Origin of the sequence: Fodinibacter luteus (assembly GCF_039541575.1) — a bacterium.
Lineage (GTDB): Bacteria > Actinomycetota > Actinomycetes > Actinomycetales > Dermatophilaceae > Fodinibacter > Fodinibacter luteus.
In genome coordinates, this window is record NZ_BAABGM010000001.1 from 168,251 (window position 1) to 182,426 (window position 14,176).

Here is a 14,176-nt window from a genome sequence, read left to right on the forward strand (position 1 = left end):
CCGGACGACCGAGGAGGACGCGATGAAGCAGGTGGGGCAGAACTACCGGTCGGGCGAGCTCGTCGTGCTCGACGTGCCCGAGCCGGCGTGCCGGCCCGGAGGCGTCCTCGTCCGCTCGCTGTACTCCCTCATCTCCACCGGCACCGAGCTGATGAAGGTCACCGAGGCCCGCCTGTCCCTCCTCGGCAAGGCCCGGGCCCGGCCCGACCAGGTGAGGAAGGTGCTCGACTCGATGTCCCAGCAGGGACCGGTCGCGACCTACCGGAAGGCGATGACCAGGCTCGACAGCTACACCCCGCTCGGCTACTCGCTGTGCGGTGTCGTCATCGAGGTCGGGGCCGGCGCGGAGGAGTTCGCCGTCGGCGACCTCGTCGCGGCGGCCGGCAACGAGTTCGCGCTGCACGCCGAGGTCAACTGGGTGCCGGTCAACCTCTGCGTGCCGGTCCCCGAGGGCGTCGCCCCGGAGCACGCGGCCTTCGCCACCGTCGGGGCCATCGCGATGCAGGGGGTGCGCCGCGGGGAGCCGCAGCTCGGCGAGATGGCGTGCGTCATCGGTCTCGGGCTCGTCGGCCAGCTCGTCGTGCGGCTGCTCGTGGCGGCCGGGGTGCACGTCGTGGGTGTCGACACCGTCGACGAGCGCTGCCGGCTCGCCGAGTCCGCCGGTGCCGTGAGCTGCGCCGCGCCGGACGACGAGGGCGCCGCCTACATCGAGCAGGTCATCCGCACGGCGACCGGGGGCCTCGGGGCGGACCACGTCTTCCTCGCCGCCGGAGGCCACAGCAACGGGCCGGTCGAGCTCGCCGCACGGCTGGCCCGTGACCGGGCCCGTGTCGTCGACATCGGGAAGACCCGGCTCGACCTGCCGTGGAACGCCTACTACGAGAAGGAGCTCGACGTCCGCTTCTCGCGCTCCTACGGCCCCGGCCGCTACGACGACCGCTACGAGCTCGACGGCATCGACTACCCCGCCGGCTACGTCCGCTGGACCGAGCGGCGCAACCTCGGCTGCTTCCTGGACCTCATCGCGAGCGCCTCGCTCGAGGTCTCCTCGCTCGTGTCGGGCACCCGGCCGGTCGTGGACGCCGCCGAGGTCTACGAGCAGCTGCGCACCGGCTCCCTGCGCGGCGTGGGCTTCCTGTTCGAGTACCCGCGCGTCGACCCCCCGGCCGGCTCCGCAACCGGCTCCACGGCCGGCCCCGCAACCGGCACCGCGGTCGGGTCGGGGGCGGTGGCGGTCCCGTCGCTCCCCCTCCGGCCCACCCGGCCCACGACGTCCACGGTGCGCGTCGGGTTCGTCGGCGCCGGCAGCCATGCGTCCTCGATGCTGCTGCCCCACCTCGCGAAGCACACCGGGGTCACCCTCACCCGGGTCGCCACGACGCGGTCGCTGTCGGCGGTCAACGCCCAGCGCACCTTCGGGTTCGAGGGGACGACGACCGACGCCGACGAGGTGCTGGCCGACCCGTCGATCGACGCCGTCTTCGTCGTGACCCGCCACCACTCCCACGCCGCCTTCGTCTGCCGGGCCCTCGAGCAGGGCAAGGCCGTCTTCGTCGAGAAGCCGCTGGCGCTCACCCGAGCCGAGGTCGACGGCATCCTCGAGGTCGTCGCGCGCACCGGGAACGACCGGCTCATGGTGGGCTTCAACCGGCGCTTCGCCCCGCTCCTGGTCGGGATGCGGGAGCGCTTCGGCACGGCCGGCTCCCCGCTGAGCGCGAGGTACCTCGTCAACGCCGGCCGGCTGGCCGCCGGCAGCTGGTACCTCGACGAGCAGCTCGAGGGCTCCCGGTTCCTCGGTGAGGGCGGGCACTTCATCGACACCGTCAGCTGGTGGGTCGGCCAGCACCCCGTCGAGGTCTGGGCCCTGGGCACCCCCGACGGGGCGGACCTGCAGGCCACGATCCGCTTCGGCGACCGCTCACTGGCGACGATCACCTACTCCACCGACGGCGACGCGCGGGTGCCGAAGGAGACCCTCGACGTCTCCGGCGGCGGGCGCAACGCCCGGCTCGACAACTTCTCCCGCGCCACCGTGTGGACCGGGGGCGGTCGCGACACCAAGCGGTCCCTCGTCGGCCAGGACAAGGGCCAGCGCGCCGAGCTGGACGCCTTCGTCGAGGCGGTCCGCGTCGGTGCGGCCATGCCCATCGGCCTGGAGTCGCTCGTCGCGACCACCCGCACGACGATCGCCGTGGGAGAGAGCCTCACGAGCGGTGGGGCGGTGGCCCCATGAGCCGTTCGGTCCAGTGGTACGCGCAGCGGCTCCGCCGGATGTCCCCGGAAGAGGTCATCACCCGGGTCGGCGACCGGATGCGGCAGGCGCGCTGGGCCGAGCGCCAAGTTCGACCGGGCGAGGCGGCGCCCCCGGCGGGGGCCCTGCTGACCCCCCGGGGGCTCGCGAGCCCGGTCCCGCGCGCGGCCCGGGCGCACGTCGCGCCCGAGGCCGCGCGACGGCTCGTCGCCGCCGCCGACCGCCTGCTCGCCGGGGACTGGGAGGTGCTCGGCACGCCCCGACCCGACGTCGTGGACCCCGACTGGTTCCACGACCCCGTGACGGGCCGGCGCGCCCCGGACTCCGCGCTGGCGTTCGGCATCGACCACCGCGACGAGGCCGTCACGGGCAACGTGAAGTCGGTGTGGGAGCTCTCCCGCCACCACCACCTCACCGTGCTCGCTGCCGCCTGGTGGCTCACGGGTGACACCCGGTACGCCGACGTCGTCGCGGCCCAGCTGCGGTCCTGGTGGGGCGCCAACCCCTTCCTGACCGGCATCCACTGGACGAGCGGGATCGAGCTCGGCGTGCGGCTCGTCAGCTGGGTGTGGGTACGCCGGCTCCTCGACGACTGGCCCGGTGTGGCCGACCTGTTCGAGGAGAACCCGCAGGCCCTCGCGCAGCTGCACTGGCACCAGGAGCACCTCGCGGCCTTCCACAGCCGGGGGTCCTCCGCGAACAACCACGCGGTGGCCGAGTCCGTGGGCCGGCTCGTGGCGGCGTGCGCCCTCCCGTGGTTCCCCGAGAGCGAGGGCTGGCGCCTCGACGCCAGCCGTGAGCTGGCGCGGGAGCTGGACGCGAACACCTTCCCCAGCGGCCTGAACCGCGAGCTCGCCACCGACTACCACCGCTTCGTCACCGAGCTCGGGCTCGTCGCCCTCGTCGAGACCGAGGCAGCCGGGCAGCCCCTCGACGACGCGACCCGGTCGCTCCTCGCGCGTTCGCTCGACGCCGCTGCCGCCCTGCTCGACGCGGCCGGCGCCCCGCCGCGACAGGGGGACGGTGACGAGGGGCGAGCCCTCGTCCTGGACGCCCCGGACGCCGACCCGTGGGCCGTGCTGCTGGCCTGCGGCGCAGGCACGCTCGGCCCCTGCGACTGGTGGCCGCCGGTGGCACCGGGGGTCATGGGCACCCTGCTCGGCGCGGTCGCGCCGGCGCGCACCGTGACCGCGCGGCCCGCCGTCGCCCCGCGAGGGTTCCCGGATGCCGGGCTGCACGTCCTGCGCACCTCGCCGGCCGACGGGCCCGAGGTCTGGTGTCGCTGCGACGGCGGCCCCCACGGGTTCCTCTCCATCGCGGCGCACGGTCACGCCGACGCCCTGTCGATCGAGGTGCGGCACGACGGCGTCGAGCTGCTCGTCGACCCCGGCACGTACTGCTACCACGGTGAGCCGCAGTGGCGCAGCTACTTCCGGTCCACGCGGGCCCACAACACCGTCGAGGTCGACGGCGAGGACCAGGCCCTCGAGGCGGGCCCGTTCATGTGGGCACAGCACGCCGACGCCGTGCTCGACCTCGCCGTCACCGGACCGCAGGGGCCGCAGGTGTGGGCGGCCCACCACACGGCGTACTCGCGCCTGGACGCCGCACTGTGCCACGACCGCGAGGTCGTCCTCGACGCCACCGGGCCCCGGCTGCTCGTCACCGACACCCTGACCGGCAGCCGGCAGCACGGGCAGCGGATGTTCTGGCACCTCGGCCCGGACGTGACGGCGGAGCTCGTCGACGGCGCCGCGCGGCTGACCTGGACCGGACGTGACGGCAGGACCCACGTCGGCCACCTGAGGCTGCCGATCGCCCTCGAGTGGTCGGCGCACCGCGGCGAGACCGACCCGCCCCTCGGCTGGTACTCCCCGAGGTTCGGCACCCGCGTCCCCACGACGACGCTCGTCGGGGTGGGCGACTGGGTCGGAACCCTGACCCTGCGCACCGAGCTCGCCCTGCCCACCACCGGCGGCCCGGACGCGACCACCACGGCCCGCGCCGCCGACCCGGCCGATGCCGGGGCGCCCGCCCCGTCGCCCGAGGCCGTGGGCGCCGGACGGGGGGACAGGCCGTGAGCGAGCAGGTCGTCGACCTCCGGTCGACGTGGGCGATCCTGCGCCGGCGGGGAGGCACCCTCGCCGCTGCCGCGGTCGTCGGTGCCGCGGCGGGGGTGGGGGTGCTCTACCTCAACCCACCGCTGCACGCGAGCACCGGCATCGTCCTGCTGCCCGCGAGTGCGACGCCGGGCTCGGCGGACACCGCGACGTACGACGCCCAGACGCAGGTGCTCATCGCCGAGAGCGCCGAGGTCCTCGGCCGCGCCGGCAGCAGGGTCGACCCACCCCTCGACGCCGCAGGCGTGGCCGACCGGGTGGAGATCACCGCACCGGCCCCCACCGTGCTGCGGTTCACCGCCACGGGGCGGACCGCCGACGACGCCGAGGCGCTGTCGTCGGCCCTCGCCGAGGCCCACGTCGCCTACCTCCGGGAGGCGTCGACGTCCCTGACGCGGGAGCGCCAGGCGGCCCTGCAGGAGCGGGAGGCGACGCTGACCGCCAGCCTCCAGGCCCTCGAGGCCGAGATCAGGACGACCTCCGACCGCCTGGCCGTCGAGGGCCGGGCCTCCCCCGAGGGCCGGGCCGACGCGGCGACGCTCTCCGAGCTCACCGCCCAGCGTGCGGGCACCGTCCTCGAGCTCGACGACCTCACGACGCAGCTCGAGGGCGAGGGCACGACCGGCAGCGGACCGCTCTCCGTGCCGGCCAGCGTCATGCAGCACGCCTCGCCGGCGGAGAGCTCGGACCTGCTCAACCGGCTCCTCACCTTCGTCCCGGGCAGTGCCGGCCTGGCGCTGCTGCTCACGGCGGCCTACCTCGTGCTCACGACGCGCCGTGACCTCAAGCTGCGCTCCCGGGACGAGATCGCGGATGCCGTCGGCGTGCCCGTCGTCGCCTCCGTGGCGAGCCGCCCGGCACGCAGCGCGAGCGGCTGGACCGAGGTCCTGCACTCCTACGCACCGGACAACGTCGACGGGTGGGCTCTCCGTCGGCTCGCGCGTCGGGTCATGTCGCCCGAGACCGGCACGGGCACTCCACGAACCGTCGTCGTCATCTGCCTCTCCGACGACCACGGCGCCCTCGCCACGGCGCCGCAGCTGGCCTCCTTCGCCGCATCGACCGGCATCGACACGGCGCTCGTCGCGGCCCAGTTCCACGAGTCGGCGATGGCGCTGTGGGCCGCGTGCTCGCGCACCCGTGACGAAGGGCCGCCACGCCGCGGGCTGACCGTCACCACCCGGCACGACGAGCCGGTCGGGGCCGACCTCGTCGTCCGCCTCGTCGTGCTCGACGCCGACCACCCCCAGCCGGACCCCGCCGACGCCGCCGGTGCGCTCGCCCTGCTCGCCGTGAGCGCCGGGCGAGCCACGGCATCCGGGCTCGCAGCGGTCATGGTGGTCGCGGATGCCGCGGGCTACTTCGTCGAGGGCGTCGTCGTCAGCGACCCCGACGCGCTGGACCGCACGACCGGGCGCCTCGTCCCCCGTGAGCCCCGCAACGCGCCGACGCCCGCCACCCCGGTCGCCGAGGTCGCGTCGCGCTCGCAGCAGGCACCGGCGAACGGCCGGCCGAGCGGGTCCAGGGCCCGGGGCGGGAGCCGCCCGTGATGGACACGAGGTGGCGGATCGAGGACGAGGTGACCGACCAGGACGTGGCCGGCGCTCCGCGACCCCTGCTCACGACCTGGCACGTGCTGCTCGGCGCGCTGCGCCGCGGCTGGCGCACCTGGGTCTTGCTCGCGGTGCTCGGGGGCCTCGCCGCCCTGGCCGTGCTCGTCGTCCGCCCACCCGGTGGAGTCGCCACCGCGACGATCCTGCTCGTCCACCCGACGGCGAGCGACCCCTCCGCGATGGCCACCGACGTGAGCCTGCTCGAGACCCGCGCCGTCGCCACGCGCGTCATCGCCGACCTCACGCTGGACCTGAGCCCGGACGCCTTCCTCTCCACGGTGTCGGCGGAACCGGTGACCAACCAGATCCTCGAGGTCTCCGTCACGGGCCCGACCGACGCCGCGGCACTGCAGCGGGCCGACTCCCTCGTCTCGGGCTTCCTCGACTTCCGCAGTGACCAGCTCCGTTCCCTCTCGGGCGGACTCGTGCGTGGCTACCAGGAGCAGGTGGTCGAGCTGCAGGCCCAGCTCGAGGACGTGACCCGCGAGTACAACGAGCTGGGTGGCACGGACGCCGCGTCCCGGACGCGGGCGACGGACCTGCTCAGCGCCCGCACCCAGCTCAGCTCGGAGATCAACGCCACCCAACGTGCCATCGAGGACGCCTCGTTCTCGACCGACGCCGCCATCTCGTCGACCCACGTCGTCGACGACCCCTACCCCGTACCCCACTCCCGGCTCAAGGCCGTCGTCCTCCACCTCGGCTCGGGCGTCATTGTCGGTGCGGCGCTGGGGTTCGGTCTCGTCGTCTTCCGCGCCCTGACGTCCGACCGTGCCCGCACCCGCCGCGAGGTGTCGCGGGCCCTCGGGGTGCCCGTCCGTGCCAGCGTGCGCACGGTCGGCGCACCGACGAGCTGGCTCGGACGACTCGTGGCCTCGACGGCGGCCGGAGCCGCCTCGGCGCTCGACCGGGTCCCCCGGGCGGCACGACTCCTCCGGGGGCACCTGCGCCGCCGGGGAGCGCCGGCACCGGGTGCCGCGGTGCTGGCCGACGCCCTGGCGCAGGCGCTGCCCCGCGCCCGGAGCCGGCCGGCTCCACCCGCCCGCCCGGGCCGGGCGCCGGCACCCGAGGCCCTCACGGCCCAGCGGATCCGCGCGGCCACGACCGGGGTGGGGCTCGCCGCCATCGACGACGCGCGCGCCGCCGCGCTCGTGCTGCGCGCGCTCGGCAGCCGCCTGGTGGGCCGGGGGCTCACCGTGCTCCTCGTCGACCTCAGCGAGTCGGGGGCCCTCGCGGACCCCGACGAGGAGGGCACCCCGGTCTTCCGTCCCTCCGGCGTCCCGTGGTTGTCCCGCGGGCCGGGGCGGCCGGGCTCGGGCGCCGTCATCGACCTCCAGGAGCAGGACCGGCTGCGCGGGGCCTGGGGTGACGCGGACGTCGTGCTCGTCCTCGTCGAGATCGACCCCGGGATGGACATCGCGAACCTCGCGTCCTGGGTGGATCGGGTCGTGCCCCTCGTCACCGCGGGCAGGAACCGGGCCGAGCTGCTCTCCACGATCGCCGAGGTGGTGCACGCCGCAGGAATCGCCCTGCCCTTCGCCCTCATGACGGGCTCCGACACCACGGACTCGACAGCCGGCATCCCCGACGAGCCGGAGGCAGCGGACGAGGCGAGCGCGCCACGGTCCGCGGGGCGACGATGAGCACCCGGCGCGCGCCGCTGGCGCTCCGGGCGACCGCGCCGGGGGGCACCCTCGTGACGAGCGCGGGTCGCATCCCGCGGCTGCTGCTGGTCGTGTGGGCCCTGCTGCTGTTCAACGTGCTGGCGCCATCGGCGAACCCGACCCTCGTCCCGATCCCGCGCAGCATCGCACAGGCCCTGGCGCAGGGGTCGCTCGTGCTCGCGCTCGGGCTCGCCCTCGTGCTCAACCGCCGGCTCCTCATCCGGCCGAACCACCTCCTCGTCCTGCTCAGCGTGCTCGCGGTCATGTCGCTCGTCGCGAGCCTGCACAACGAGTTCGTCCTCGGCTCGGTCTACCGGGGGCTGCGCCTCATCGCCTTCGTGACCTGCCTGTGGCTGCTCACGCCGTGGTGGGGACGGCGCGACATGGTCCTGCTCAGGGCCCACCGGCTCTGCCTCTGGGGGGCCCTCGGCACCGTCGTCATCGGGGCCGCCCTCGCACCCGGCAAGGCCTTCTCGTTCGAGGGGCGGCTCTCGGGTGCGGTGTGGCCGATGCCGCCGCCCCAGGTGGCCCACTACGCCGCCGTGCTCTTCGGCACCTCCGTCATCCTGTGGATGTGCCGGGTCATCACCGGCCGACACGCGCTCCTGGCGGGCATCGTGACCGTGGGCGTGCTCGTCGGGACGCACACCCGGACCGCCATCGCCGGCGCCGTCGTCGGCCTGGCCATCGCATCAGCCAGCCTGTTCCTCGGTCACGCCCGAGTGCGTCGTGTGTCGGCCTCGACCCTGCTCGGCCTCGGGGCGGCGGTGCTCCTCTTCGCCCCGCAGATCGTCACCTGGCTCGCCCGGGGGCAGTCCGCCCAGGACGCCACCCAGCTGACCGGACGCACCAAGGTGTGGTCCGAGGTCTTCGCCACCCCCCGGCCCACGCTGGAGCAGTTCTTCGGCTCGGGCCTGTCCAACAAGTCCTTCCGGGGGTTGGCGGTCGACAGCAACTGGGTGGCGACCTACCTCGACCAGGGCTGGTTCGGCATCGTCGTCGAGGCCGGCATCCTCGTCCTGCTCCTGCTCATGGCCGCCACCCACGTGCGCGGTCCGCGACGGGCCGTCGCCCTCTTCCTCGTCGTCTACTGCACCGTGGCGTCGTTCACCGAGACCGGGCTCAGTGACGCCTCTCCCTACCTCCTCGACCTCGTCGTCGCGGCCTCCCTCCTCGTCCGACCCCCGCAGCGGGTGGCCCCGTGAAGGTCGTCGTCGTGCACGGGAGGTACCGCTCGACCGCGCCGAGCGGGGAGAACCACGTCGTCGACCAGGAGCGGGCAGCACTGCGTCGAACCGGCCACCGCGTCAGCACCTTCGAGCGGCACAGCGACGACATCGCCGCCTGGTCGCTGCCCCGCAAGGCGGGACTACCGCTGCGCAGCGTCCGTGACCGGGGGACGCGCCGTGACCTGGCCCGGCACCTCGAGCGGGAGCGACCCGACGTCGTCCACGTGCACAACACCTTCCCGCTGCTCAGCCCCTCGGTGCTGCAGGCCTGCGCGGACGTCGGAGTGCCGGTCGTCGCGACGATCCACAACTACAAGCTGCTCTGCGCGAGCGGCGACTTCTTCCGCGACGGTCGGCCCTGCCACGACTGCGCGGACGGGCGTGGCGCCCCGGGCCTGCTCCACGGGTGCTACCGCGGCAGCCGCCTGGCCACCGCACCGGTCGTCCTGGGCTCGGTCGCCAACCGCGACGCGTGGCGCCGGCTCGTGTCCGCCTACGTCTTCATCTCGGGTGCGCAGCGTGACCTCATGGCGCCGCTGCGCCTGCCCGCGGACCGGGTCTTCGTCAAGCACAACTTCGTCCCCGAGCCGGGACCGGTGCCCGGTGAGCGCGAGCGGTGCGTCACCTACGTCGGTCGCCTCGACGCGGCCAAGGGCGTTCCCCTGCTCATGGCGGCGTGGGACTCCTTCCGGCGCCGGCACCCCGACTCGACCCTCCGGCTCGCCGTCGCGGGCGGCGGGCCGCTCGACGGGCCGGTCCGGGCGTGGGCCCGCACCCACCCCTCGGTCGACGTCCTCGGCCTGGTCCCGCGCGAGGAGGTCTGGCCCCTGCTCGCCCGGTCGATCGCCGTCCTCGTTCCCTCGCAGTGGGAGGAGACGTTCGGGCTGGTCGCCGTGGAGGCGATGGCCGCATCCGTCGCCCCGGTCGCGCCGGCCTCCGGTTCCTTCCCCGAGCTCGTCGACGACGGCGTGGACGGCACGCTCTTCCGCCCCGGGTCCGCCGAGGGCCTGGCGCTCGCCATCGCGGGCGCGGACGCCGACCCGGGCTCGTACGTCGAGATGGGCCGGCGCGGTCGCCGGACGTACGAGCGGCGGTTCACGCTCGAGCGCGGCGTGGACCGGCTCGTCGAGATCTACCGCTTCGCGACGACGCACCCGGTGGTCCGGGACCGATGACGGCGCCCGAGCTGCAGGCCGGCGACGTCTCCGCGCGTGCCGCCGGGTCACCGCGCCGGCCTCCGGGCGGACGTGCCGTCGCGACCGCCGCGGTCGCCCTCGGCGTCCTCCTCGCCCTGTCGGCGCTCGTCGCCTCCGGGAGCACCGTGCCACTGGACGACCGGGCGAGGGAGCTGTTCCGGCCGAACGACGAGTGGGGTGCCCTCCAGGTCCGCGTGGACACCGTCGTCGAGGGTCTGCGGCCGCGTATCACCGGTGCGCTGGTCGTCGTGCTGGCGGTGGTCCTCGGCCTCGTGCGGCGCTCGTGGTGGCCGGTGCTCTCGGTCGCGGCGGTCGTCACCACCGGGGCTCTGCTCACGCTCACCCTCAAGGGCCTCGTCGGCAGGGCAGACACCCACGGCGACCTCGGCGCGCTCGGTGGCAGCTACCCGTCCGGGCACGTCGTCATGGTGCTGCTCCTCGGCGGCTGCACGGCGCTGCTCGTGCGGGAGCACCCGGGTCCCCTCGCCTGGTCGCTCGTGGGTCTCGGGGGCGCCGTCATGGCGTGGGCCCTGCTCGTCCAGACCGCCCACTGGCTCACCGACGTCGTCGGGGGCGTGCTCGTCGGCGTCGTCGTGCTCGCGCTCGCACCACGGCTGCCGTTCACGCCAGCGAGCGGCTCGGCGACGGCCGGACCCCCTCGTCGGAGCCGAGCAGCGCGGACGAGACCGCGGTGAGGTGCGCTGCCACGTCGCGCTCGACGTCGACGAGCGCCGCGGCGATGACCCGGGTGACGGCGTCCTGCGTCGCGAGGAGGCGGTCGACGTCGGCAAGCACCCGCTCGACGTCGAAGGCGTCGACCGGCTGGTCGAACCCCTCGAGCCCGAACCGCTCGAGCAGGTCGGCGTTCTTGCCGGCGTAGCCGAGCGAGACGACCGGGCGCCGGGCCTTCAGGGCGCAGATGATGTTGTGGAACCGCGTCGCGACGACGACCTCGGCCGCGGCCATCTCGGTCATGAGGCCCGCCAGGTCGCGTGCGTGGGACGTCGTCAGCGAGTCGCCGAGGAGGGGCCGCGCCTCGCGCACCCTGTGTTCGAGCGTCTCGGCGAGCCCGAGGTCGGCCCGGTCCCCGACGAGGAAGGTGACGGTGTGGCCGCCGTCGAGCAGCCGGGTGACGACCTCCGTCATCCGCGCGCGGTACGCCTCGGCCACCTCGGGGCCGCGCCCGGGGTCGTCGGCCGCGCCCGAGTAGGACATGACCCCGACGACGACGTGACCGGGTCGCACGGCGACGCCGACGGGGTCCGGCAGGGCGAAGGCGACGTCCGGGGCGACGGTGCCGGGACGCCCGGCCGCCCCCATGCCGCGGGCGGCCTGCGCGGATGCCGTGTCGCGGTACGTCACGTGGGTGGCGGACCGCACCGCCTGCCGCATGAGCAGGCGGGTCGCGGCGCGGGTCGCCGGTTCGGCTCCGACGCTGACGAGGGCACTGGGCCGTCCCCGCAGGTGGCAGGCCGTGAACGCGATGGCCATCCAGTAGGGAAGGCCCCAGGGGGTGGACATCAGACGGCTCTCGAGCACCCCCGTGCCCGGGACGACGAGCACGTCGACCTGGCCCACCATCCGCACCGTCCGGGGCACGTCCCACAGGCGCCCGAGCACCTTGCGCGCCCGGGTGACCAGCCGTCGGTCGCCCGGACGTGCCCGGAACGCCATGAGCTGCCGCCCGGGGACGCCGTGCTCGCGCTCGACCTGGGCGGCATCGGCCCCGAAGCACACGACCTGCACGTCGGGGTGTGCGGCCCGCAGGTGCGCGACGACCGCCGCGAGGGAGCCCTCGTTGCCGAGGTTGCCCATGCCGAAGAAGCCGTACAGCCCGACGCGCAGCGGCTGCGTCGGCGCGACCGCCATCACGTGACCGGGACGTGCAGCTGACGGGTGCGACCGATGCGTGCGGTGACGGTGCCGACCCAGCGGGTGACCTCGACGTTGCAGCGCCACCGGTCGGCGGCGCTGAGGGGCGCCCTCCGGATCGTGCGGTAGTAGCCCGCGACGTACTCACCGTAGAGGCGCACCTCCGGGTGCCGAAGACGGCTGCGCCGCAACGGGTCCAGCCCGGCCGCCCGGTCACGGGTCGAGGCTCGGCTCAACCGGTTGGGGTGCTCGCGCCGGAAGTAGAGCACCTCGGGCACCTGGTGGAACGGCCCGTAGAGGGACAGCCCGGCCACGAAGACCCGGTCGGCGTTGAAGTAGCTCCCGTGCGGCCCGAGCCGTCTCAGCACGTCGGTGCGGATGACGCCGTAGAAGTCGTCGCCGCCGTCCGTGTGGAGCAGGCTGCGCAGCCGGGCCGCGGGTGACGGGTTGGCCGTGTCGAGGGTGTACGGCCGCTCCGGCAGGCGGTTGCCCTCGGGGTCGATCCGGGCGTCCCAGCAGTGCACCAACGTCGCGTCGGGGTGCATGCGGAACACCTCCATGCACTTGCGGAGCAGCTCGGTGTCGTAGACGTCGTCGTGCGACGCCCACTTGAAGTACGGTGCCCTCGCCATCGGGGGCAGGATGTTGTGGTTCGGCCCCGCGCCGATGTTCGTCGGTTGGCGCACATACCGGATCCGCCGGTCGTGCGCGGCGTACTCACGGCAGATCTCGGCGGTGCCGTCGGTCGAGGCGTTGTCCGAGATGATCAGCTCGAAGTCGGTGAACGTCTGCGCGAGAAGGCTGTCCAGCGACAGGCGGAGGTACCGCTCCCCGTTGTGGACGGGGAGCCCGAGGGTCACCGCGGGCACCCGGCCCTCGGACGACGGGGTCAGGACTGGGATCTCGGACGTGGATGTCACTGGGCCTCCTGGACGGTGACTGCGGCGGGACGCGACGACGGCTCGTCGCGGCGGTCGTGGAAGTCGTGCTCGTGGTAAGCCCGGAGCAGTCGGCTCCACCAGATCCCCGTGGCGATGGTGGTGGCGCACGCGACGCCCCAGCACGAGCCGCGGGCGCCGTCGAGGACGGCTCCGCCGACACCGCCCACGAGGTACAGCGCGGCGTTCGACAGCTGGGCGGCGAGGCTGTGGCGCGCCGCGCCGAGGGCCCGGACCCCGGTCATCGCGCCGTTCTCGAAGCAGCCCACCGCCATGTTGATGAGCACGGGCAGCAGCAGCGCGTACGCTCCCACCCACAGCTCGCCGAGCAGGAGCTCACCGAGCCCCCGGGGGACGAGCACGATCATGAGGGCGCCCCAGGCGACCGCCGCCAGGGCCTGGACCGACCCGAGGAGCAGGCTGAACCGCAGGAGCCGGTGCCCCGAGCGCTGCAGCACCCGCACCCCCTCGGGCACCGCCACCTGGCTCACGCCCATGAGGATGACCATGAAGGGGCCCATGAGGATCTCGGCCGCCCGTACCTGCCCGACGGCCGCGAGCCCGGCGATGACCCCGAGCAGCGTCATCCGCAGCTGGCGGGCGCCGCTGATGCTGAGGTTCTCGGCGGCGTACCGCAGGGCGAGGGAGCGCTGGGTCACGAGCCACCAGCGCACCCGGCCCACGTGGGGCAGGACCCGCAGCTGGAGCCACCCGACCATGGCGGCGACGAGCGCGGTGGCCCCGAACGCGAGCGTGGCGGTTGCGACGGTGACGTGGCAGGTCAGGTACAGCGCTGCCGCAGAGAGGGTCTGGAGCGTTGCCCAGACGACGTCGTTCGCGAAGGCGACGGCCGGCCGCCCTGCCGCGAAGGACGCGAAGCGCAGGGCGTCCTGAAGCAGCAGGCCCGGGAGCACGACCCCGAGCGCCATGACAGCCGTACCGAGCGGTTGGGACAGAACGGATCCCACGCCGACGCACACGACACCGCTCACCGCGCCCACCGCCACGGCCGTTCCCGTCGAGGCCTGCACGGCTGACCGCCAGGCCGAGTGACCGCCATGGCTGAAGCGCACCACCAAGGGGTCCGTCGCCAGTCCTCGCGAGAGGTTGAGAAGCATGCCGTAGGTGACCCAGGCGAGCGCGAAGGCGCCGAACTCGTTCGGGGACAGTGCTTTTGCAACCAGGATCGAGAACGCGAAGTTGCCGAGGCTCGCGACACCCTGGTCCGCGACACCCCAGCCGAGCCGTGCCACGGGCGCGAACCACCCCGTGGTCACAGCGACCATGCGCCCT

Annotated in this window: 10 protein-coding genes; 7 read left to right on the plus strand and 3 right to left on the minus strand. The window is 74.4% G+C overall.

Annotated elements, in window-relative coordinates:
* The first annotated feature begins 22 nt into the window (after nt 1-22).
* The 7 genes from ABD899_RS00750 to ABD899_RS00780 are packed head-to-tail and all read left to right on the plus strand — an operon-like array spanning nt 23 to nt 10,768.
* Nucleotides 23-2,233, plus strand: a complete 2,211-nt coding sequence (locus ABD899_RS00750; RefSeq protein WP_345201213.1) for a bi-domain-containing oxidoreductase — start codon at nt 23-25, stop codon at nt 2,231-2,233.
* Nucleotides 2,230-4,332: an alginate lyase family protein gene (locus ABD899_RS00755; RefSeq protein WP_345201215.1), complete on the plus strand. Its 2,103-nt coding sequence runs from the start codon at nt 2,230-2,232 to the stop codon at nt 4,330-4,332. The genes ABD899_RS00750 and ABD899_RS00755 overlap by 4 nt, the downstream gene beginning before the upstream one ends.
* Complete coding sequence (locus tag ABD899_RS00760) at nt 4,329-5,921, plus strand: hypothetical protein (RefSeq protein WP_345201217.1); 1,593 nt, start codon at nt 4,329-4,331, stop codon at nt 5,919-5,921. The genes ABD899_RS00755 and ABD899_RS00760 overlap by 4 nt, the downstream gene beginning before the upstream one ends.
* Nucleotides 5,921-7,627, plus strand: a complete 1,707-nt coding sequence (locus ABD899_RS00765) for a hypothetical protein (protein ID WP_345201219.1) — start codon at nt 5,921-5,923, stop codon at nt 7,625-7,627. The genes ABD899_RS00760 and ABD899_RS00765 overlap by 1 nt, the downstream gene beginning before the upstream one ends.
* The gene (locus ABD899_RS00770; RefSeq protein ID WP_345201221.1) at nt 7,624-8,853 is read left to right on the plus strand and encodes an O-antigen ligase family protein; all 1,230 of its coding nucleotides are present in this window, start codon (nt 7,624-7,626) and stop codon (nt 8,851-8,853) included. The genes ABD899_RS00765 and ABD899_RS00770 overlap by 4 nt, the downstream gene beginning before the upstream one ends.
* Complete coding sequence (locus ABD899_RS00775; RefSeq protein ID WP_345201223.1) at nt 8,850-10,052, plus strand: glycosyltransferase; 1,203 nt, start codon at nt 8,850-8,852, stop codon at nt 10,050-10,052. Before ABD899_RS00770 ends, ABD899_RS00775 begins: the two co-directional genes overlap by 4 nt.
* Entirely contained in the window at nt 10,049-10,768 is a 720-nt protein-coding gene (locus tag ABD899_RS00780; protein WP_345201225.1) for a phosphatase PAP2 family protein, read from the plus strand. The genes ABD899_RS00775 and ABD899_RS00780 overlap by 4 nt, the downstream gene beginning before the upstream one ends.
* On the opposite strand, the gene ABD899_RS00785 is transcribed toward ABD899_RS00780, so the two are convergent.
* Genes ABD899_RS00785 through ABD899_RS00795 form a run of 3 tightly spaced genes read right to left on the minus strand, consistent with a single transcriptional unit; the run spans nt 10,695 to nt 14,169 of the window.
* Entirely contained in the window at nt 10,695-11,942 is a 1,248-nt protein-coding gene (locus tag ABD899_RS00785) for a polysaccharide pyruvyl transferase family protein (RefSeq protein WP_345201227.1), read from the minus strand. The two genes, ABD899_RS00780 and ABD899_RS00785, sit on opposite strands and share 74 nt — an antisense overlap.
* Entirely contained in the window at nt 11,942-12,865 is a 924-nt protein-coding gene (locus ABD899_RS00790; protein WP_345201229.1) for a glycosyltransferase family 2 protein, read from the minus strand. Before ABD899_RS00790 ends, ABD899_RS00785 begins: the two co-directional genes overlap by 1 nt.
* On the minus strand, nt 12,862-14,169 hold the full coding sequence (locus ABD899_RS00795) for an MATE family efflux transporter (protein ID WP_345201232.1): 1,308 nt from the start codon (nt 14,167-14,169) through the stop codon (nt 12,862-12,864). The genes ABD899_RS00790 and ABD899_RS00795 overlap by 4 nt, the downstream gene beginning before the upstream one ends.
* Nucleotides 14,170-14,176: the final 7 nt, after the last annotated feature.